Source organism: Streptomyces venezuelae (assembly GCF_008642315.1).
Classification (GTDB): domain Bacteria; phylum Actinomycetota; class Actinomycetes; order Streptomycetales; family Streptomycetaceae; genus Streptomyces; species Streptomyces venezuelae_D.
Genome location: NZ_CP029192.1, coordinates 8,877,770 through 8,896,882, shown reverse-complemented (window position 1 = coordinate 8,896,882; position 19,113 = coordinate 8,877,770). Strand labels below are relative to the sequence as shown.

The 19,113-nt window shown below is 71.9% G+C and carries 17 protein-coding genes and 1 pseudogene; 8 read left to right on the top strand and 10 right to left on the bottom strand.

Annotation, left to right across the window (positions count from 1 at the left end):
* The first annotated feature begins 63 nt into the window (after positions 1-63).
* Complete coding sequence (locus DEJ48_RS39365; protein ID WP_150220834.1) at positions 64-2,034, top strand: acyl-CoA dehydrogenase family protein; 1,971 nt, start codon at positions 64-66, stop codon at positions 2,032-2,034.
* A gap of 127 nt (positions 2,035-2,161) precedes the next feature.
* On the opposite strand, the gene DEJ48_RS39360 is transcribed toward DEJ48_RS39365, so the two are convergent.
* Positions 2,162-3,076: an endo-beta-N-acetylglucosaminidase H gene (locus DEJ48_RS39360; protein WP_223832396.1), complete on the bottom strand. Its 915-nt coding sequence runs from the start codon at positions 3,074-3,076 to the stop codon at positions 2,162-2,164.
* A 307-nt stretch (positions 3,077-3,383) separates the two neighbouring features.
* On the opposite strand from DEJ48_RS39360, the gene DEJ48_RS39355 reads away from it, so the two are divergent.
* Positions 3,384-4,388: an NAD-dependent epimerase/dehydratase family protein gene (locus tag DEJ48_RS39355; protein WP_150220832.1), complete on the top strand. Its 1,005-nt coding sequence runs from the start codon at positions 3,384-3,386 to the stop codon at positions 4,386-4,388.
* Positions 4,389-4,698: 310 nt separating this feature from the next.
* Here DEJ48_RS39355 and DEJ48_RS39350 read toward each other — a convergent pair whose 3' ends face one another.
* Positions 4,699-5,811 (bottom strand): sensor histidine kinase, encoded by a 1,113-nt coding sequence (locus DEJ48_RS39350; protein ID WP_150220831.1) that lies wholly within the window; start codon positions 5,809-5,811, stop codon positions 4,699-4,701.
* A gap of 2 nt (positions 5,812-5,813) precedes the next feature.
* Positions 5,814-6,599: a response regulator transcription factor gene (locus DEJ48_RS39345; protein WP_150220830.1), complete on the bottom strand. Its 786-nt coding sequence runs from the start codon at positions 6,597-6,599 to the stop codon at positions 5,814-5,816.
* 177 nt (positions 6,600-6,776) lie between these two features.
* On the opposite strand from DEJ48_RS39345, the pseudogene DEJ48_RS39340 reads away from it, so the two are divergent.
* The 3 genes and pseudogenes from DEJ48_RS39340 to DEJ48_RS39330 all read left to right on the top strand — a co-directional run.
* Positions 6,777-7,442: pseudogene (locus DEJ48_RS39340) on the top strand (glycosyltransferase family 2 protein); the annotation flags it as partial.
* Between the two features lie 811 nt (positions 7,443-8,253).
* Entirely contained in the window at positions 8,254-8,871 is a 618-nt protein-coding gene (locus DEJ48_RS39335) for a DUF2064 domain-containing protein (RefSeq protein ID WP_150220829.1), read from the top strand.
* Positions 8,868-9,698 carry a methyltransferase domain-containing protein gene (locus DEJ48_RS39330; protein WP_150220828.1) on the top strand — a complete coding sequence of 277 codons (831 nt, stop codon included), beginning with the start codon at positions 8,868-8,870 and terminating at the stop codon, positions 9,696-9,698. The genes DEJ48_RS39335 and DEJ48_RS39330 overlap by 4 nt, the downstream gene beginning before the upstream one ends.
* Positions 9,699-10,050: 352 nt before the next feature.
* Here DEJ48_RS39330 and DEJ48_RS39320 read toward each other — a convergent pair whose 3' ends face one another.
* A complete protein-coding gene (locus DEJ48_RS39320; RefSeq protein WP_150220827.1) occupies positions 10,051-11,334 on the bottom strand; it encodes a molybdopterin-dependent oxidoreductase in 1,284 nt (427 codons plus the stop codon).
* Positions 11,335-11,447: 113 nt separating this feature from the next.
* On the opposite strand from DEJ48_RS39320, the gene DEJ48_RS39315 reads away from it, so the two are divergent.
* Complete coding sequence (locus DEJ48_RS39315; RefSeq protein WP_150220826.1) at positions 11,448-12,848, top strand: hypothetical protein; 1,401 nt, start codon at positions 11,448-11,450, stop codon at positions 12,846-12,848.
* A gap of 50 nt (positions 12,849-12,898) precedes the next feature.
* Here DEJ48_RS39315 and DEJ48_RS39310 read toward each other — a convergent pair whose 3' ends face one another.
* The 4 genes from DEJ48_RS39310 to DEJ48_RS39300 all read right to left on the bottom strand — a co-directional run bounded on the left by DEJ48_RS39310 (position 12,899) and on the right by DEJ48_RS39300 (position 16,149).
* Positions 12,899-14,728: a thiamine pyrophosphate-requiring protein gene (locus DEJ48_RS39310; RefSeq protein ID WP_150220825.1), complete on the bottom strand. Its 1,830-nt coding sequence runs from the start codon at positions 14,726-14,728 to the stop codon at positions 12,899-12,901.
* A gap of 537 nt (positions 14,729-15,265) precedes the next feature.
* Positions 15,266-15,433, bottom strand: coding sequence for a hypothetical protein (locus DEJ48_RS40055; protein WP_190537889.1), 168 nt, complete (start codon positions 15,431-15,433; stop codon positions 15,266-15,268).
* Positions 15,434-15,630: 197 nt separating this feature from the next.
* Complete coding sequence (locus tag DEJ48_RS39305) at positions 15,631-15,873, bottom strand: hypothetical protein (protein ID WP_150220824.1); 243 nt, start codon at positions 15,871-15,873, stop codon at positions 15,631-15,633.
* An 81-nt stretch (positions 15,874-15,954) separates the two neighbouring features.
* Positions 15,955-16,149 carry an ANTAR domain-containing protein gene (locus DEJ48_RS39300; protein WP_223832563.1) on the bottom strand — a complete coding sequence of 65 codons (195 nt, stop codon included), beginning with the start codon at positions 16,147-16,149 and terminating at the stop codon, positions 15,955-15,957.
* A gap of 484 nt (positions 16,150-16,633) precedes the next feature.
* On the opposite strand from DEJ48_RS39300, the gene DEJ48_RS39295 reads away from it, so the two are divergent.
* The gene (locus DEJ48_RS39295; RefSeq protein ID WP_190537888.1) at positions 16,634-17,110 is read left to right on the top strand and encodes a hypothetical protein; all 477 of its coding nucleotides are present in this window, start codon (positions 16,634-16,636) and stop codon (positions 17,108-17,110) included.
* A gap of 111 nt (positions 17,111-17,221) precedes the next feature.
* Here DEJ48_RS39295 and DEJ48_RS39290 read toward each other — a convergent pair whose 3' ends face one another.
* On the bottom strand, positions 17,222-17,593 hold the full coding sequence (locus DEJ48_RS39290; protein WP_150220823.1) for a winged helix-turn-helix transcriptional regulator: 372 nt from the start codon (positions 17,591-17,593) through the stop codon (positions 17,222-17,224).
* A 92-nt stretch (positions 17,594-17,685) separates the two neighbouring features.
* Here DEJ48_RS39290 and DEJ48_RS39285 point away from each other — a divergent pair, with 92 nt between their 5' ends.
* The gene (locus DEJ48_RS39285) at positions 17,686-18,561 is read left to right on the top strand and encodes an SDR family oxidoreductase (protein ID WP_150220822.1); all 876 of its coding nucleotides are present in this window, start codon (positions 17,686-17,688) and stop codon (positions 18,559-18,561) included.
* Between the two features lie 39 nt (positions 18,562-18,600).
* Here the strand turns inward: DEJ48_RS39285 and DEJ48_RS39280 are convergent, their stop codons facing one another.
* The gene (locus DEJ48_RS39280; protein WP_150220821.1) at positions 18,601-19,029 is read right to left on the bottom strand and encodes a hypothetical protein; all 429 of its coding nucleotides are present in this window, start codon (positions 19,027-19,029) and stop codon (positions 18,601-18,603) included.
* Positions 19,030-19,113 lie beyond the last annotated feature (84 nt).

Genomic DNA, 19,113 nt, shown 5'->3' with positions numbered 1-19,113 from the left:
TGATCGCCCCCGAACGGACCAGCTGACCGATTTGATCACCGCAGGGTCGGGTAGCAGGGCGTCATGGTCACCGACAGCGCCGTTTCCCCGGGGGGCTACGTGCCCCCCACCGTCGACGTCCCGGCTCTCGCGGAGCTGCTGGACGGCGAGTACTCCGAGGTCCGCACTCTGGTCCGGGCGAATTTGGCGACGTACGCGGGCGTGCTGGACGAAGCGGAAGAGCTCGGCTTTGACGCGTTCCGGGAGCGTGTGCGTGAAGTCGTCGTCGAGATGGCGGCGACGGGGCAGACCGGCATGGGCTTCCCGAAGAAGTACGGCGGGGGCGGTGACATCGGTGCGTCGATCGCCGCGTTCGAGACGCTCGCCTTCGGCGATCTCTCGGTACTCGTGAAGGTCGGCGTGCAGTTCGGGCTCTTCGGCGGCGCGATCCTGCAGCTCGGCACGGAGCGCCACCACGAAGCGTACCTGCCGCGTCTGATCACCGGGGAGCTGATGGGCTGCTTCGCGATGACCGAGACGGGGCACGGCTCCAACGTCCAGGCTCTCGGCACCGTGGCGCGGTACGACGCCGACAGCCGGGAGTTCGTCATCACCACCGACGGCGACGCGGCGCGCAAGGACTACATCGGGAACGCGGCCCGTCACGCGGAGCTCGCCGTCGTCTTCGCGCAGCTGGAGGTGGGCGGGGAGCACAAGGGCGTGCACGCTTTCGTCGTGCCGGTCCGCGTGGACGGTGCGGTGGCTCCCGGCGTCCGGATCGAGGACGACGGCCGCAAGATGGGTCTCAACGGCGTCGACAACGGACGGATCTGGTTCGACGGCGTGCGCGTGCCCCGCGAGGCACTGCTCAACCGGTTCGCCGACGTGACCGCGGAGGGCGTCTACGAGAGCCCGATCGACAACCCCGACCGCCGCTTCTTCACCATGCTCGGCACGCTGGTGCAAGGGCGGGTCAGCGTCGCGGGCGGCGCCATCAACGCCGCCAAGGTCGCGCTTGCGATCGCCACCAAGTACGGCGATCGGCGCCGCCAGTTCGAGGCGGCCGCGGACGGCGAGGAGCAGGTGCTCCTCGACTACGGAATGCATCAGCGCCGCCTGCTGCCGCTCGTCGCCCGCACGTACGCGCTGCACTTCGCCCAGGACGTCGTGCGCACGCAGCTGCACGAGGTGTTCTCGGGCATCGCCGACGACGAGCGCGCCCGGCGCGAACTGGAGGCGCGGGCCGCGGGCACCAAGGCCCTGGCCACCTGGCACGCCACGCGCACGATCCAGGAGTGCCGCGAGGCGTGCGGAGGCGCCGGATATCTCGCGGTCAACCGGTTCGCCGCCCTGAAGGCCGACAGCGACGTCTTCGCGACGTTCGAGGGCGACAACCACGTGCTGCTGCAGATGGTCGCGAAGGGGCTGCTGACGCACTACGCGAGCGAGTTCGAGAACATGGACCAGCTCGGCATGGTCCGGTACGTCACGGGGCTCGCCGTCGACACGGTCATCGAGAAGACGTCCGCCCACAAGCTGCTGGAACGGGTACGCGACCTGTTGCCCGGCGGCGACGAGTGGGACCAGGAGGCGGGCCTCTTCGACTCGGAGTACCAGCTCGCCATGCTCCGCTTCCGCGAGGAGCACATGCTCGCCGGTCTGGCGCGCCGGCTCAAGCGCGGAATGGAGCAGGAGAAGCATCCGGGCGTCGTCTTCTCGCAGGTGCAGGACCACGTCATCGCGGTGGCGCACGCACACGTCGAGCGGCTGGTGCTCGAAGCGTTCGTCGAGAAGGTGCGGCAGATGCCCGACGGAAACGGTGATGGGGAGAACAAGGCCGCGATGGCCCTGCTGTGCGACCTCTTCGCCCTCTCCACCATCGAGGCGGACCGCGCCTGGTTCATGGAGCACGGCCGGCTGACGGTCCAGCGCTCCAAGGCTGTCCACCGCGAGGTGAACGACCTGTGCCGGAAGGTCCGGCCGATCGCGGGCGACCTCGTCGACGCCTGGAACATCCCGCCGGAGATGCTCCGCTCCCCCGACCTCGTGGGGTGAGCCACCTCGTGGGGTGAGCGCGCCCGGGCCCGTGGCGTGACCGCAGTCCAGGTCACGGACGAGCCGCGCCTCTGACATCGTTGTCGGAAGCGCGGCTCGCACGCGGGCTCAGCCCACTGAGGGTGCTCTACCGCGTGTAGACGGCGTCACTGCCGTACAGCTCCTTCGTGAACGCGGAGACGTCGGCGCTGCGGTCGTTGCCATCGAGGTTGTACGTCAGATAGACGCCGTACCCCTCGCTCACGGTGCGGCGGGCGAGGCCGGCGACCGTGCTCCGCGAGGTCCCGCCGATCTCGACGGCCGCCGGCGACAGCTTGGACTTGGGCAGGGAGATGCCGGGGACCTGCCAGGTTCCGTAGTACGGGTTCCAGGCGTAGTTGAACTTGGACGAGATGTCGACGCCGCCGTAGGAGAGGCGCGACGCGGCAGGGCCGATGTTGTAGAGGCTGATGATCTTGTCCGGCATGTTCGCGCGCAGTGCCGTCACCAGGTGCACGAACGAGCTCGCGTTGGGCTGGCCGGTGCCGTTGTTGCCGTACTCGGCGTACTCGTCGTCGAAGTCGATGCCGTCGAGGCGGTACTTGCTCACGGTGTCCGACAGCTGCTTCGCGAACGTCGACGCCGCCTGCTTGGAAGGGAAGTTGGCGAACCCGGCACCCTGGTGGTTGCCGAGCACCGAGAGGACGACCTTGATGCCCTTCTCCTGGAGAGGGCGTATCTCCGTGGCGGCGTTGTCGAGAACGCGCTGCACGTTCTCGTTGAAGTGCAGGTACGCGGCCTTCTTGGTCGTGTCGTAGTTGATGTTCGCCGCGAAGATCACGGCGACGTCGAAGGCGTTGCCACCGCCGTTGGCGAGCTTGTACTTGCCGACGTTCAGCATGCTGTTGTTGTTCACCTCGACGTACGCCACCGAGGTCGGCCCCTGCTTCTTGACCGCCGGGGCAGGCGCGGGGGCCGCTGCCGCGTCGGTCGTGGTGGTCAGGGCGGTCGTGCCGAGGGTGAGGGCGGCGACTGCCGAGAGCGCGAGCGCGACGGTCCGCACTCTGCTCCCTGCCGTGCTCCGTGACTTGCTCCGTGCCGAGCCCTCTGCCGTGCTCGCTGCCTTGCTCCGTGCCGGAGTGAACATCGTTGATCGGTCTCCCATCACGCGGTTCGGCGCCCGACCTGTTCGAAGCGCCGAGTGATCCCTCCGAGTTTTCCGCTCCTGTGACCGAATCCGCAGATTCGTGCGCGATTTCTTCACGACTCCCACGCACTCTCACGCCCCGTGCGCCTCCACTCCTTACCGAAGGATGACGTGCGCGGCGCGGTGCTGGTCCGGCCGGGAGGCGGGGCCTAGCGTGCGAGTCATGCGTGTACTGGTCACCGGCGGTGCCGGGTTCATCGGGTCCCATGTCGTCGAGGCGCTCGCGGCGCGCGGGCACGAGCCTTTCGTGTTCGACGTGCGCGAGGACGCGGGAGCGGACGTGCGGGACGCCGATGCGGTGCGCGGCGCACTGTCCGGCGTGGACGCGGTCTGCCATCAAGCGGCGATGGTCGGGCTCGGCAACGGTTTCACCGACGCGGCGGAGTACGTCTCGCGCAACGACCTCGGCACGGCCGTCCTGCTCGGTGCGATGGCGGAGGCGGGGGTGCGCCGGCTGGTGCTCGCCGGGTCGATGGTCGTGTACGGGGAGGGGCGGTACGCGTGCGCTCGGCACGGCGTCGTGCGGCCGGGTCCCCGCGCCGTCGACGACCTGGCGGCGGGACGCTTCGAGCCCACCTGCCCGGCCTGCGGCGCCGCCCTGACGTCCGGACTCGTCACCGAGGACGCCCCGGTCGACCCCCGCAACGTGTACGCGACGACCAAGCTGGCCCAGGAACATCTGGCCGCCGCCTGGGCCCGCTCGACGGACGGCTCGGCGATTTCGCTGCGCTACCACAACGTGTACGGGCCCAGAATGCCCCGCGACACCCCGTACGCGGGCGTCGCGTCCTTCTTCCGCTCGGCGCTCGCCCGCGGAGAGGCCCCGCGTGTCTTCGAGGACGGCGCGCAGCGACGGGACTTCGTCCACGTACGGGATGTGGCGGCGGCCAACGTGGCGGCGCTGGAGGCCACTTCGGCGGGCGGTGCGCTGCGGGTCTACAACACCGGCAGCGGGGAGCCGCACACCGTCGGCGAGATGGCGCGGGCCCTGGCCGCCGCGTACGGAGGCCCTTCCCCGGTGGTCACCGGGGAGTACCGGCTCGGCGACGTCCGCCACATCACGGCGGACTCGTCCCGGCTCCGCTCCGACCTGGGCTGCAAGCCCGAGGTCGGTTTCCAGGAGGGGATGGCGGAGTTCGCGGTGGCGGCGCTGCGGGAGGAGGGGTAGAGGCTCGGGAGGGGGCGGGTCCGGCCGGAGCTTGGAGCCTGTCCTCTCCGGACCCCTGTCGTTCTCGCGGGGCGCGGGGCGCGGGCGCAGCGGCGTCGGCGCTCCGCGCGAACGGTGAGAGGGATCAGCGCGAGCGATCGGTGCGAGCGATCGGCATGCGGCGTCCCAGGGCACGTGGCCGAGCCGAGTCGCCTGTCCTGGGACGCCGTGCGGCATAGGGTCCCCCTCGCTCTTGCGCAGCCGAAAGCTTGGGGTCGCGTGCCGGGCGTCGGGGCACAGTCGGCACAGCCGGGCGTGCAACGACAGGCTCTTACGTCCCGGCTGCGGGGAGGGTGACCTCGAAGCGGCAGCCGCCCGGGATGTTGCGTACGGCGGCGCGGCCGTGATGCGCCTCCACGATGCCGCGGACGATGGCAAGTCCGAGGCCGGCGCCCGCGGGGGGTGTACGGGCGTGGGTGCCGCGCCAGCCGGTGTCGAAGACGCGCGGCAGATCCTCCTCGGGGATGCCGCCGCAGCCGTCGGTGACGGACAGGACCACGCCTTCGGCGGAGCGGGTGGCCGCGACGGCGACCGTCCCGTCTGCCGGGGCCCGGCGGATCGCGTTGACCAGGAGATTGCCCAGGACCCGGCTCATCTCCTTGCCGTCCACCTCCACCGGCACCGGCTCGACCCGGTCGCCGACGAGCCGGACACCGTGCTCGCGGGCGAGCGGGTCCGCGCCGGCGAGCGCGCCGCCGACCAGGTCGTACAGCGACATCCGGGAGGGCGTCAGGACGAGCGCGCCGACGTGGATGCGGGAGAGTTCGAACAGGTCGCCGACCATGTGGTTGAGGCGCTCGACCTCGCTGCGGATCTGACGCAGATAGCGGTCGGGGTCGGCGGCGACGCCGTCCTCCAGCGCCTCGGACATCGCGCGCAGGCCCGCGAGCGGGGTGCGCAGGTCGTGCGAGATCCAGGCGACGAGTTCCCTGCGGGAGGCCTCCAGGGCGCGTTCGCGGTCGCGCGACTCGGCGAGCCGGGCGCTGGTGGCGGCCAGCTCGCGGCTCAGTTCCTCCAGTTCCGCGGTGGCCGGGACGCCCGGCGCGGCGAAGGCTCCTCCGTCGCCGAACGAGCGTGCCGCGAGGGCCAGTTCACGGCTGCGGGCGACCACCCAGCGGCCGAGCAGCAGCGCGGTGGCCAGCGAGACGACGGCCGCCATGGCCACGACCGTGGTCACCACGGTCAGGTCGTGCGAGGACAGGAACATCGCCTGGGCGACGGCGAGCGTTCCGGCGAGCATCGCGCCCACGGCCACGGAGGCGACGACGGCCAGGGACGCGGTGAGCGAACGCCGGCGCAGCAGGCACAGCGCGAGGGCGCCGAGCGCCCCGGCCGCCGCGGCGCCGAGGAAGGCGAACAGGGCGATGAGGAGGATGTCGCGCACGGTCACATCTCCGCGGGGGTGGGTGCGGCGTCTAGGGTCTCCGGGGCCGCCTCGCCCGCGGGCTCGAAGCGGTAGCCGACGCCCCAGACGGTCTGGATCAGGCGGGGCCGGGCCGGGTCGTCCTCGATCTTGCCGCGCAGCCGCCGCACGTGGACGGTGACGGTCGACAGATCGCCGAAGTCCCATCCCCAGACCTCGCGCATCAGATCCTCGCGGCTGTAGGCGTGGCCGGGGTGGGCGAGGAAGAAGGCCAGCAGGTCGAACTCCCGGAGGGTGAGGGCGAGTTCGGATCCGTGTTTGGTGGCGCGACGGGCCGCCGGATCGGCGGTGAGACCGGCCGCGACCAGGCGGCGCGCGTCGCTGCGGGGCCGGGCCCGGCGCAGGACCGACTCAACCCGCAGGACGAGTTCGCGGGGGCTGAACGGCTTGGTGACGTAGTCGTCCGCGCCGACCTCCAGGCCGAGGATGCGGTCGTCCTCGTCCCCGCGCGCGGTCAGCATGATGACCGGTACGGGCCTCTGGGCGCGCAGTCGGCCGCAGACCTCGAGGCCGTCCATGCCCGGCAGCATCAGGTCCAGGACCACGAGGTCGGGTCGGCGCTCGGCCGCCCGGGCCAGGGCCGTCGGCCCGTCGCCCGCACGGTCCACGGCGTATCCGGCACGGTCGAGGTATCCGGAGACGACCTCGGCGACGGTCGGGTCGTCGTCGACGACCAGGATCCGTCCGGCTCCGGCAGTCCCGGGCCGTGCGGGTGCGCCCGGTGTCGGGTCATGCGGCTGTTGCTCCATGCGGCAAGCGTCGCACCGCGCGGACGCCGTCGGCGCCTTCGGGGCGCTCAGGGCCGTCGACGTCCGCGTTTCGTAAGGAACCGAAGTCCGATATGCCCGATTCTCGCTCGTAGGGTGAAGCGCGTGAAGACCTCTCCCCCGGATCCGACGGATCCCGCACGCCCCGAGGCGGAGCCGCTGCGACCTGACGTCGACGTGGTGCTGCCCTGTCTCGACGAGGCGGACGCCCTGCCTTGGGTGCTGGCCCGCATCCCGCGCGGCTGGCGCGCCCTCGTCGTGGACAACGGCTCCACCGACGGTTCCGCGGAGATCGCCCGCGGTCTCGGCGCCACGGTGGTCCACGAGGCGCGCCGCGGCTTCGGGGCCGCGTGCCACGCCGGCCTGACCGCCGCCACCGCCGACATCGTGTGCTTCTGCGACTGCGACGCCTCCCTCGATCCGTCCCTGCTCGTCCCCTTCGTACGCGAGGTGCGCGCCGGCGAGGCCGACCTGGTACTCGGCCGCCGCCGTCCGCAGACCCGCGGCGCATGGCCCCCGCACGCCCGCGCGGGCAACCTCGCCCTCGCCCGTATGCTCCGCCGCCGGACCGGACTGCGCCTGCACGACCTCGGCCCGCTGCGCGCCGCCCGCCGCGAGCCGCTTCTGTCCCTGGGCCTCACCGACCGGCGCAGCGGCTACCCGCTCCAGATGGTGGTCCGTGCGTCGGACGCGGGCTGGCGGGTGACCGAGCACGACGTCCCGTATCTGCCGCGCACCGGCGCGTCGAAGGTGACGGGCACGTGGCGCGGCACGTGGCAGGCGGTACGCGACATGAGCCAGGTCTTGGCGGAGCGGCCTGGGACGGGGGCGGGTGATCCGTCCCCGGCGGGCGGCGCGTCTACACCGGGTGATCCGTCCCCGGCGGGCGGCCCGCCGGCACCGGGTGATCCGCCGACTTCGGCTGGCCCCTCGCCGCAGGCAGAGCCGACCGCATCCTCGGCCCATCCGTCGGCGCCGGGCGACCCGTCGGCAACGGCAGGCCCGTTGGTATCGGTTGGCCCCTCGGCGCAGGCAGAACCGACCGCGTCCTCGGCCGACCCGACCGCGCCGGACGGCCCGCCGACACCGGGCGAACCGTCGGCTTCAGCGGGTCCCTCGGCTCAGGCAGATCCGACGGCGCCATCGGCCCATCCGTCGACGCCGGTCGGCGCGTCGGCACCAGGCGACCAGTCGGCTTCGGCTGGTCCCTCGGCGCGGGCAGAGCCGGCCGCATCCTCGGCCGATCCGTCGGCACCGGGTGAACCGCCGGCTTCAGCTGACCCCTCGGCGCAGGCAGACCCGACGGCATCACCGGCCAATCCGTCCGCGCCGGGCGGCCCGCCGGCACCGGGTGATCCGCCGACTTCGGCTGGCCCCTCGCCGCAAGCAGAGTCGACCGCATCCTCGGCCGATCCCTCCGCGCCGGGCGCCCCGTCGACACCCGCAGGCCCGACAGCACCGGCCGGTCCAGTGACCCAGGCAGGCTCCACGGCACCGGGCAGTCCGACGACACCGGCCGGGCGCCCCACGGCACCGCCCACCCCGCCGACACCGCGCGACTGATGCGCCGCGGCGCTCAGCTCACCCCCCTCCTCTCCCCTGCCCTCTTCTTCCAGTTCCTCCGGGAGGAATCCCCGTGACCACGCTCCTCGTCATCGCCAAGGCGCCGCTGCCGGGGCGGGTGAAGACCCGGCTCACCCCGCCCTTTTCCCCGCACGAGGCCGCCCGCCTCGCCGAGGCCGCCCTCGTGGACAGCCTGCGTGCCGTGGCGGCAACGCCCGCTCGGCGCCGCGTCCTGGTCCTCGACGGGACGCCCGGCCCCTGGCTGCCGTCCGGCTTCGAGGTCGTGCCCCAGTGCGCGGGTGGCCTGGACGAGCGCTTGGCCGCGGCTTTCGCCGGCTGTTGGGGGCCCGCTCTCCTCATCGGCATGGACACCCCGCAGGTCAGCCCGGAGCTGCTCACCGTGGACTTCGCGGACTGTGACGCCTGGTTCGGGCCGGCGGACGACGGCGGGTTCTGGGCGCTCGGGCTCGCCGACCCGGATCCCGAACTGCTGCGGGGCGTACCGATGTCGACGTCCACGACGGGCGCCGTACAGCGTGCGCGGCTCGTCTCCGCCGGGCTGCGCGTACGCGATCTGCCGCGGCTGCGGGACGTGGACACGGCGGCCGACGCGGTCGCGGTCGCCGACGCCGCACCGCACGGCCGGTTCGCGGCCGAGCTGGCGCGGCTCGGGACGGTCATCGGACGATGAGCACCGCGCACGAGGCGGTACGAGCCTCCACCGGACCCGGCCGTCATCTCCTCGACGTCTGCGCGCCTTCCTGGGGCGACGACCCCTACGCCGACGCGCTGCGAGCCGGGCGCGGCCCGCTCTTCCTGCGCCGCGCCGACGGTTGGCTGCTGCCGTTGGACGTGGAGCGCTGGTGCGCGCACGCCGACGCGACGGATCTCGACGTACTGGAGCGCTGCGAGGGGGCCGTGCTCGACATCGGGTGCGGGCCAGGACGGCTGGTCGCCGCGCTGGCCGCCCGGGGCCGGCACGCCCTGGGCATCGACGTCAGCCGGGCCGCCGTCGCGCACACCACGGGGCTCGGCGGCCAGGCGCTGCACCGATCCGTCTTCGAGCCGCTGCCCGGCGAGGGCCGCTGGGGGACCGCTCTGCTCCTCGACGGCAACATCGGCATCGGCGGTGACCCGTCCGCGCTGCTCGAACGCGCCGCGGAACTCCTCACGCCCGGTGGCCTGTTGATCACCGAGACGGCGTCCGTCGACATCGACGAGCGCGTCGACGTACGTCTGGTCCCGGCCGTCGGCCCCCACGGCGCGCGCGAGGGCGTGGACGAGACCGCGTACGAGCGGCCGTTCCCGTGGGCCCGCCTCGGCACACCCGCATTGCTGCGGCGCGCCGGGCGGGCGGGCTGGCGTGTCAGCGGTCAGTGGACGGCGGACGGTCGTTCCTTCGTCGCGCTGCGCAGCCGCAGTACGAGGAGCAGCCCCGAGCTGGCGAACAGCACGGCGGTGATCAGCAGCCACCGGGTCAGGAAGCCGTCGCCGGACACGCCGGTCGCGGACGCGTAGCGCTCGGACGCGGACCCGCTGATCAGCGGGAACCAGACGAGCAGCAGCAGCCCGGAGAGCGCGGCGGGTACGCGTACGTACACGACGCGCTCCCGGCGCCTGCCCGCCGCCCGCACGAGGGCGCGGTCGAGAGCCGCGTACACGGGCACCAGCACCAGATCGTGCACGAGGGCCGCCCCGACGAACCAGAGCGTCACGCCGAGCCAGTCGTCGGCGAGGAGCCGCACCCCCGCGTAGCCGGCCAGCGCGAACGAGCTTGCAAGGAGCAGGAGTTGGAGCGGACTCCCGAGCGGCGGGCGGCACAGGCGTCCACGTACCGCTGACGGAATTGTCTGGGTGGGGCGACGGCTCATCACAGGTCTCCGAACGTCATGCGGGCCACCCACTTGGTGTTGAGCACACCGGGCGCGGCGGGCACGATGATCCGCGCCGGGTAGCCGTGGTCGGGGGTCAGGTCGACGCCGTTGACGGCCAGGGCGAGCAGGGAGCGCGCGTCGCCGACCTGGTTGGCGCGCAGCGCGGCACGGCGGAAGGCGCCGCGCTGCTGCAGGGACTCCACGAGTACGTCCGGCGGATCGTCGTGGCCGACCAGCGCCGCGAGGTCCCGCAGCCGCACGCCCTGCCACCACTGGTCCGACGTCGACCACCCTTCCACGCAGGCGATGGGCAGTGCGGAGCCGTGCTGGGGGCGCCGCAGGAGCTGGGTGCGGCTGAGCCGGACCGTGCCCCGGCGGCCGACCAGGACGAGCTGCCAGGCTTCCGCACTCGTGTCGCGCTCGCGGATGCCCGCGTACGCGGCGGTCTTGTTGATCTGGAACGCGCCGGGTCCGGAGCCGGGGTCCTTGCCGCCGTGCGGCGCGAGTACGGCGGTCTCGCGCAACGGCCCGTCGAAGCTGCGGCCGACCGTCGTCGCGAGCAGGAGCAGCGAGCCGCCGCCGACGAGCCCGAAGGCGCCGCGCCGGGAAACCGTGGGTGCGGCGGGGTCCGGCGACACCAACACCCCTTCTTCAGCCGGTGCTTCCGGGGCTTCACCACCACCCGCTCGCCCCGCACGCACCGCGCGTTGCGCACGGAGCGCACGCAACTGGCGCATGGCCTCGGGCAGACGCAGCACCACGTGCGTGACGAAGGCAGCGAAGAACACCCACGCCCCGTAGAAGTGCAGCGGGTAGAAGGAGCCGGGGAAGAGGTAGTCGAGCTGAACGTTCAGGACGCCGGTCACGAACTCGAAGAGCGCGCCGCCCACCAGCAGGAGCAGCGAGAGGCGTTCGAGTGCGTGGGCGACGGACCGTGCGGGCGGCAGTGCGAACAGTTTCGGCACGACCGACCAGAGCTTCGCGAGCAGGACGGGGATCAGGGTGATCCCGAGCGTGACGTGGACGCCTTGGGTGAGCCGGTAGAGCCAGGGCGGGTCGGTCGGCCAGGAGAAGAGGTAGAAGCCGAGCAGCCCCTTGTCCGGGGTCTTGTCGTTCACCGCGGCGAGGTCCGGGTTGTAAGCGGCGTACGAGAGCAGCCCCGTCACGAACAGCACGGTGATGCCGCCGAGCAGAACCAGGCCGAGCACGGCGGTGAACCGGGGGCCGCGCACGGGACTGCGCCAGAAGCCGGGGGACGAGGGGAGCGGTTGGTCGCGCATGCCCCGACGGTAGGCCGGGACCACCCCTTGAGAGCGGGTAGGACTCATGACGAAACGCTGACGTCACGGCCGTGATCGGCACTGTTCGTGCGGCTCCGGCCTAGCGTTCCGGTGTGAACCGTGACCTTCTGCGCGACCTGGGTGCCGCCCTGGCCGCCGCTCTGCTCGTCGTGGCGGCCGTAGTGCTCGGCACCGCCATCGAGAACTCCGACGGCACCCTGCACGTCAACTGGCCTCCTCTGTACGCCCGTTGGGAACCGCACCTCGGCCCCGGAACGCCCGCCGCGCTGCTCGTCGCGCTCGCCGTCGTCGGGTACGGCCCGCGGCTCGCCGCCCGCTTGGGATGGCGCACGCTGCTGGGCGCGGCCTGGGGCGCCGCGGCCGCCTGGACGTGTTCGCTCGCGCTGATCGACGGCCGGCAGCGCGGCATCACCGAGCGCCTGACCACGAAGTACGAGTATCTGCAGGTCATCGACCGCTTCGGCGACATCCCCGGCACGCTGCGGGACTTCACCCGGCACATCCTGATCGACTCCCCCGACCCCTGGCCGGCGCACGTCGCCGGGCATCCGCCGGCCTCGACGCTCACATTCGTCCTGCTCGACCGGGCGGGTCTGGGCGGCGGTGCCTGGGCGGGAGCGTGGTGCATCGCCGTGGGCGCCACGGCGTGCGCGGCCGTCCTGGTGACGGTGCGGGCGCTGGCCGGGGAGGGCCTGGCGCGACGGGCCGCGCCGTTCCTGGTCCTGTCCCCCGCGGCGGTGTGGATGGGCACTTCGGCGGACGGCTACTTCGCGGCGGTCGCGGGCTGGGCCGTGGCCCTGCTCGCCCTGGCGGTGACGGGTCGCCGACCGCGTCTCACCGCGCCCGCCTCGGGCCTGCTGTTCGGCCTCACCTGCTACCTGTCGTACGGCCTCACGCTGTTCGCGCTCGTCGCGGCAGCCGTGCTGGTGCTGGGCGCCCGGCGCCGGTCATCGCGCAGCGGCCCACGCACCCGCCTGCGGACGACACTCGCCCCTTCCCTGTTCCTGGCCGGCTTCGCCGTCGTCCCGCTCCTCTTCACGTTCGCGGGGTTCAACTGGTGGGAGGCGTACCGACTGCTCGTCGAGCGCTACTACCAAGGCGCGGGCGGCATCCGCCCCTACGGCTACTGGGTCTGGGCCAACCTCGCCTGCACCGTGCTCGTCGTGGGTCTCGCCACGGTGGCGGGCCTGCGCCGGGCCGTGGTGACCCTCTTCCGGGGACGCGCACACGTCCTGCCCCGAGCCGACGAGCCCAGCGACGGCCCGGACCACGCCGCCGCCCAGCGCCTTGCCCTGCTCGTCCTCGCCGCCCTGTCGGCGCTGCTCGTCGCGGACCTCTCCGGGATGAGCAAGGCGGAAACGGAACGCATCTGGCTGCCGTTCGCCCTGTGGCTGCTGCCGGCCGGCGCGTTCCTCACCCACCCCCGCGCCTGGCTCACGGCCCAGGCCGCCCTCGCCTTGCTCATCAACCATCTGCTGTTCACCGGCTGGTGACAGCCCCTATCCGTGAGCAGGCCCGCGTCGGGGCGGGCACACTGCGGGGTTCACTTGCCGTCTGTGCCCTTCGGCGCTCCGGAGCCGCCGCCCGAACCGCGGCCCGGCAGCATCTCCTGCACCTTGGCCTTGAGGCCCTGCTTGATGATGCCGACCCGGTCGCTGTCGCCCTTGAGGACGGCCGACGCGGCGGCTTCGATCTGGTCGAGGTCGGCGTGCGGCGGGATCGGCGGTACGTCGGGGTCCGTGCGGAAGTCGATGACGAAGGGCCGGTCGGAGCCGAGCGCGCGATGCCAGGCCGATGCCACGTCGGCCGGCTTCTCCACCCGTACGCCGTCCAGTCCGATGGACCGGGCGAAGTCGGCGTAGGGCACGTCGGGCAGCGCCTGCGAGGGCAGGAACTGCGGGGCGCCGGACATGGCCCGCATCTCCCAGGTGACCTGGTTGAGGTCCTGGTTGTTGAGCACGGCCACCACGAGCCGCGGGTCCTGCCACTCCTGCCAGTACTTGGCGACCGTGATCAGTTCGCCGAGCCCGTTCATCTGCATGGCGCCGTCGCCCACGAGGGCGATGGCGGGGCGCTCGGGGTGGGCGAACTTGGCGCCGATCACGTACGGCACGCCGGGCCCCATGGTGGCGAGGGTCCCGGACAGGGAACCGCGCATGGTGCCGCGCATGCGAAGGTGCCGGGCGTACCAGTTGGCCGCGGAGCCGGAGTCCGCGGCGATGATCGCGTCGTGGGGCAGCAGCGCGTCCAGGGCGTGCACGACGTACTCGGGGTTGATGGGATCCGCCTCCACCGCCGCACGTCGTTGCATCACCTCCCACCAGCGGGCCGTGTCCTTCTCGATCTTCTTCCGCCAGGAGCCGTGCTTCTTTTTCTTCAGCTGCGGCAGCAGCGCCTTGAGCGTCTCCTTGGCGTCACCGACCAGGTTGACCTCAAACGGGTACCGGAGGCCGATCATGTGCGGATCGATGTCGATCTGCACCGCCCGCGCCTGGTCGAAATCCGGCAGGAACTGGGCGTACGGGAAGCTGGAGCCGATCACGAGCAGCGTGTCGCACTCCTGCATCAGCTCGTACGAGGGCCGGGTGCCGAGGAGCCCGATGGATCCGGTCACGTACGGCAGGTCGTCGGGCAGCGCGTCCTTGCCGAGCAGCGCCTTCGCGACGCCGGCGCCCAAGACGTCGGCGATCTGCTCCACCTCGGCGCGCGCGGAGCGGGCGCCCTGGCCGATGAGGACGGCGACCTTCTCCCCCGCGTTCAGCACCTCGGCCGCCCGGGTGAGATCGTCGGCGGTCGGCACGGGCGCGTACTGGGCCATGCCGATGCTGGAGGGCACCATCTTGAAGGCGTGGGTGGGTGGGGTGTAGTCGAGTTCCTGCACGTCCGCGGGGACGATGATCGCGGTCACCGTGCGGCGGGCGTAGGCGGTGCGCATGGCCCGGTCGATGACGTTGGGGAGCTGTTCGGGGACGGTCACCATCTCGCAGAAGTCCGAGGCGACGTCCTTGTAGAGGCTCAGGAGGTCGACTTCCTGCTGGTAGGAGCCGCCCATGGCGCTGCGGTTCGTCTGGCCGACGATCGCGACGACGGGGACGTGGTCGAGCTTGGCGTCGTAGAGGCCGTTCAGAAGGTGGATGGCGCCCGGACCGGAGGTGGCCGCGCACACGCCGACCTTGCCGGAGAACTTGGCGTAGCCGACTGCCTCGAAGGCGGACATCTCCTCGTGCCGGGACTGGATGAACTGGGGCTTGTTGTCCGCTCGTCCCCAGGCGGCGAGGAGACCGTTGATGCCGTCCCCGGCGTAGGCGAAGACTCGCTCGACATCCCACTCGCGCAGCCGCTGAAGGATGTAATCGGAGACCTTGGTGGACACGGGGTGGCCTTTCTGTCGGGCGTGCGGGTTACGAGGTTCCGTCGGGCGTGCGGGTTACCAGGTCAGTGCGTGCCAGGACGCCGGTGGTCGTCGCCGCGCCGACCCGGGGAGTGAGCTCTTCGGGGCACTCGGCCCATGAATGCATTCACTCCTCTGTCACGTCCTCCGACAACCGGAACCTCAGAGAGCGGGTGATGGCGGCGCCCGGTGACCGGCCGGGGTCGGGCTGCCGGTCCGCCATCGCTTCCGCGATCGCTCCGAGAGCCGGGTAACCGCCCGAACGGGGGAGGAAACAAGTGATCGTCCGGTTTTGCCGGGGTTTGACGGCCACGGCGTGCCGGCCCTGCCCGCGTCCGCCCGCCGCTCGCCGCTCGCCGCTGGCCGCTGGCCGCTGGCCGAGACTGCCGCGGCTGCTCCGCGCTCGGCGAAGCGGGGCTCGACGAGGAGCAGGCCTACTTCACCAACGCGGCTCGTCTCACTGGAGCAGGGCCGCGACCTGCCCTTGGCGACCGAGAAGACGGCCGACGGCGACCACCGTCACGTGCTGCCCATCGTGCACCCGTCAGCGGTCCTGTCTGCCAGGCGTTCGACGGTGTGGCCGCGCCCCTCGCTCACGGAGGTCGACGCGTTCGCGACGGCGGTGGTCGTACCGAGGGTGGCGAGAGTGATCAGCGCGAAGACGGCGAAGGCTATGGGCTTCTGCATGGGCGTCTCCGAGGCATGGGTCGAGGTCGAGGTGCTGCTCCGGGCCGGCCGTGCCACCCCGCCCTTCGATCCTCACACCTCGGACCTTTCGTCCGTGTTCACATCGCCCCCTGAGGATGAGAAGCCGATGAGAACGGCGCGCGACCGTCGAGCACCGGGCCCGAAACCCGCACCCGAGGAGTCCAGGGCCGCACTGGTCAGGCGGGGTCGGGGCCGCCGTCCGGGGTGCGTGACCACACCTCGGGGCCACCGCCCTTCCAGTCGATGAACATCGACGTCTCCACCATGTGGGCGTCGGCCTCCTCGATGCCGGCCCGACGCAGGAACTCCACGACGTCGTTGACGCCGTGGGCCAGTCCCAGGATCTCGCCGTCCACGCGGACGCGACGCCCGCCGGTCGGTGAGGGCGGAGAGACGACGACGGGCAGCGGTTCAGCCATACGGCCAGCCTCACCCGCCGACGGGCCCCACGCACGCCGGGGCACCCGCCAGCGGAGACTGTCAGCGCCGCGCCGACCGCCTCACCGTTCGGCGGCCCGACCGATGCCGAACCGCCGAAGCCCCGGGAGCTGTAGGGCCACGGAATCGGGCAGGTGATCGCCGGACGTACTGGCCACCACCATCTCCGCGACTTGCCGCAACTTGGTGTTCGAGCGCTGGGAGATCTCCACCAACACCTCCCAGGCCTCTTCGGCGCTGCACCCCCCGGCCGCCATCAGCACGCCGCGCCTGATCGATCACCGGCCGGCAGACCAGAGCCTGCCGCAGCTGCGCGTTCTCCCGTCGCAGCGCTTCCGCTTCCACCTCGGCCGCCGAGGGAGCGGCCGCACCGCCGGGCCGTCCACTCGCACCACCAGGCCGTCCGGCCGCACCACCGGATCGTCGAAGAGGCCAGCGCCATCGGTCTCAGCTTCCCGCACGACTTCCTCGCCGCCGACAGAGGTCGCACGATGAACAGCGGCGACCTGAAGATCGAGCCGCGCCGCTGATGTCCGATCGAGCGCCGAGGCCCGTCAAGCACTGAGGCAGTCAAGCGCTGTGGCCCGGTATGCGCCGGGGGGCGTCGGCACCACCCTGGCACCGACGTACCACCACCGGCGCATCGCGTCGCGGCGCCCCACCCTGTCCGTCCCGCACGTGCACACACGTCTCGGGCAGCACGACCGATTGACTCCGCACGGCAGGGGTAACCGGTCATGCATGCCCGAGACACCCACACGGATGGTTCCGGACTCGGCCGCACGCATGATCCAGCGGCGCAAGACAGCCCGGCACGCCCGCTCGAACCGCCGCCGCGGCAGGCTCCGCCGCCGCCTCCTCGCCTACCGACACATCGAGATCCTCCACTCCCCCGCTCTTGAGGCCCGCGCGGACAGCCTGCTGCTGGTCCACAGCCGCCGCATCGTGGGCCATCTGACCTACCGCGTGTGCAAACGGTGCGCGAGCGGCGTCATCGACGAGATCCACGTCGACGCGGCTCTGCAGGACAGTGGCCTGGGAACCCGCGCCGTATCGCACTTGCGCACCTGCTACCCCGACATCGAATGGCGCAGCTGCCTGGCGCAGCGCATGACGCGGGATCTGGCTCATCGCATGCGCCTACCTCAGAGCCGGACCGGCCAACCGTGCTCGCACTCCCAGGAACCGAGCTCCCGGCGCTCCTACGCGGCGTCGTAGAGGATGCGGCGCGGGCACGACCACCGCGAGGCGCCGGACGGACATCCTCCGGAGCCCCTCGCCAGAGCCGTCGGACTGGTCCGTCCGCTACCGCACCATCCCTCTGCCGCACTACTCCTCGCCGCGCGTCGGCAGCCGCTCTGTGATCCGGTCCAACAAGTCCGTCAGCGGCTCACCGACATCCTGACCGAACTCTGTCAGCCCGTACGTCACTTGGGGCGGTGTAGTCGGCTCCACCCTGCGCCAGACCAGGCCGTCCTGGACCAGCGCGCGCAGGGCCTGGGCGAGCATCTTCTCGCTGATGCCGCGGATGCTGTCGCGCAGCTCGTAGAACCGAAGTTCGTTGTTGCGTAGAGCGATCAGCACCCAGACACCCCATTTGCTGGTCACGTGGTCGACCACGTCTCGCGCGGGGCAGTCAGTGTGAAACACCTCATACCGAGTGCCTGTCTCGGCCTGTGTCAGCTGCACGCCTTCACTCATGTCCGGAGCTTACCTCTGGGTATGTCCTTACGAAAAGTAAGTCCTGCTCCTAGCGTCAACTGCCTCAGCGCACAACGAACCAGGAGCAGAAAATGATCGTGGTGACCGGAGCTACCGGGAACGTGGGTCGGCCTTTGACGCGGGCTCTGGCCGAGGCGGGCGAGCGGGTGACGGCGGTTTCGCGGCACGCCGCGGTGATGCCGGACGGAGTCACGCACGTGGCGGCCGACCTGGCCGAACCGTCCACCCTCGTACCCGCGTTGGACGGTGCGAAGGCGCTCTTCCTCCTGCTGTCCGGCGACCTGCACGCCCCGGACGCCAGGCCGACCGACATCATCGACCTGGCGGCGGCCCACGGGGTACGCCGGGTCGTCCTGCTGTCTTCGCAAGGCGTGGCGACCAGGCCGCTCGGCCGGACGCGAATCGCGATGCGAGGGGTAGAGGACGCGCTGCGGCGGTCCGGCCTCGACTGGGCCGTCCTGCGTCCCGGCGGCTTCGCCTCCAACGCCCTGGCCTGGGCGGAGTCCGTCCGTACGCAAGGGACGGCCGCCGCACCCTTCGGCGACGTCGGGGTTCCGGTCGTCGACCCGACGGACATCGCCGAGGTCGCGGCCGCCTGCCTGCGGGGCGACCGGCACACCGGCGAGATCTACGAACTCACCGGCCCCGAGGTGATCACGCCACGCGAGCAGACGGCGGCCATCGCTGCCGCACTCGGCTCGCCGGTGCGCTTCCACGAACTCACCCGCGAGGAGGCCAAGGCGGGGATGACCCAGTTCGTGCCGCCGGAACTCGCCGACGACACCCTGGACATCATCGCAGCCCCGAACCCCGCGGAACTCCGGATCAGCCCGGACGTCGAACGAGTCCTCGGCCGCGCCCCGCACTCCTTCGAGAGCTGGGTCGCCCGCAACATCGCAGCGTTCGACGCCGGCAGCGGAAACCACGAGGGCCACGGTCAACCGTGAGTTGACGCGGGGATCCGTCCCGGCCGGGCGGGCCCTGCTTCAGTCTCCGCGGCGTCGGAACAAGCCCATGCGTGGCTTCGCATCACCCGGCGGCGCCGCGTGCGGTCGCAGATCCAAGCCGAGGGATACCCCGTACACGACGAGGCTGTCCTCGGGCCCGTTCTGGAACCGCTTGACCACTCGCTGGACCGGCCAGATGACCGATCCGCCGCTCAGCCGGACCGCGACGTCGCTCTCGCTCGCCGGGTCCGCATCGCCCCCGGCCCAGACGCCACCGAGGCTGAGCCGGATCGTCTCGCCCACGTAGCAGCCCAGGCCGAACAGACGAGCTCCCAGACCGGTGGCCAACAGACCGTTGGCCGCCGCCCGGCCGGAGCTGCTCTGCTCCGTCATGAAACGCTCGACGGCCCGCAGGCTGTGCGGGGAGAAATCGGCCTGATAACCCGAACTGTCGAGCGCGGCAGCCATCCAATCGGCACTCGTACGCACGTCATCCACCGGTGAAGTCACCCGCAGATCATCCCTCGCGGCACTCGGCTGGCGGCCGCGGGC

Excerpts from the sequence above, each read along its gene's own strand:
- DEJ48_RS39330 (WP_150220828.1), top strand. The coding sequence starts at position 8,868 with ATGAGCACCGCGCACGAGGCGGTACGAGCCTCCACCGGACCCGGCCGT.
- DEJ48_RS39290 (WP_150220823.1), bottom strand. The coding sequence starts at position 17,593 with ATGAGTGAAGGCGTGCAGCTGACACAGGCCGAGACAGGCACTCGGTAT.
- DEJ48_RS39355 (WP_150220832.1), top strand. The coding sequence starts at position 3,384 with ATGCGTGTACTGGTCACCGGCGGTGCCGGGTTCATCGGGTCCCATGTC.
- DEJ48_RS39365 (WP_150220834.1), top strand. The coding sequence starts at position 64 with ATGGTCACCGACAGCGCCGTTTCCCCGGGGGGCTACGTGCCCCCCACC.
- DEJ48_RS39295 (WP_190537888.1), top strand. The coding sequence starts at position 16,634 with ATGCCCGAGACACCCACACGGATGGTTCCGGACTCGGCCGCACGCATG.
- DEJ48_RS39300 (WP_223832563.1), bottom strand. The coding sequence starts at position 16,149 with ATGGCGGCCGGGGGGTGCAGCGCCGAAGAGGCCTGGGAGGTGTTGGTG.
- DEJ48_RS39345 (WP_150220830.1), bottom strand. The coding sequence starts at position 6,599 with ATGGAGCAACAGCCGCATGACCCGACACCGGGCGCACCCGCACGGCCC.
- DEJ48_RS39305 (WP_150220824.1), bottom strand. The coding sequence starts at position 15,873 with ATGGCTGAACCGCTGCCCGTCGTCGTCTCTCCGCCCTCACCGACCGGC.
- DEJ48_RS39285 (WP_150220822.1), top strand. The coding sequence starts at position 17,686 with ATGATCGTGGTGACCGGAGCTACCGGGAACGTGGGTCGGCCTTTGACG.
- DEJ48_RS40055 (WP_190537889.1), bottom strand. The coding sequence starts at position 15,433 with ATGCAGAAGCCCATAGCCTTCGCCGTCTTCGCGCTGATCACTCTCGCC.
- DEJ48_RS39320 (WP_150220827.1), bottom strand. The coding sequence starts at position 11,334 with ATGCGCGACCAACCGCTCCCCTCGTCCCCCGGCTTCTGGCGCAGTCCC.
- DEJ48_RS39280 (WP_150220821.1), bottom strand. The coding sequence starts at position 19,029 with ATGGCTGCCGCGCTCGACAGTTCGGGTTATCAGGCCGATTTCTCCCCG.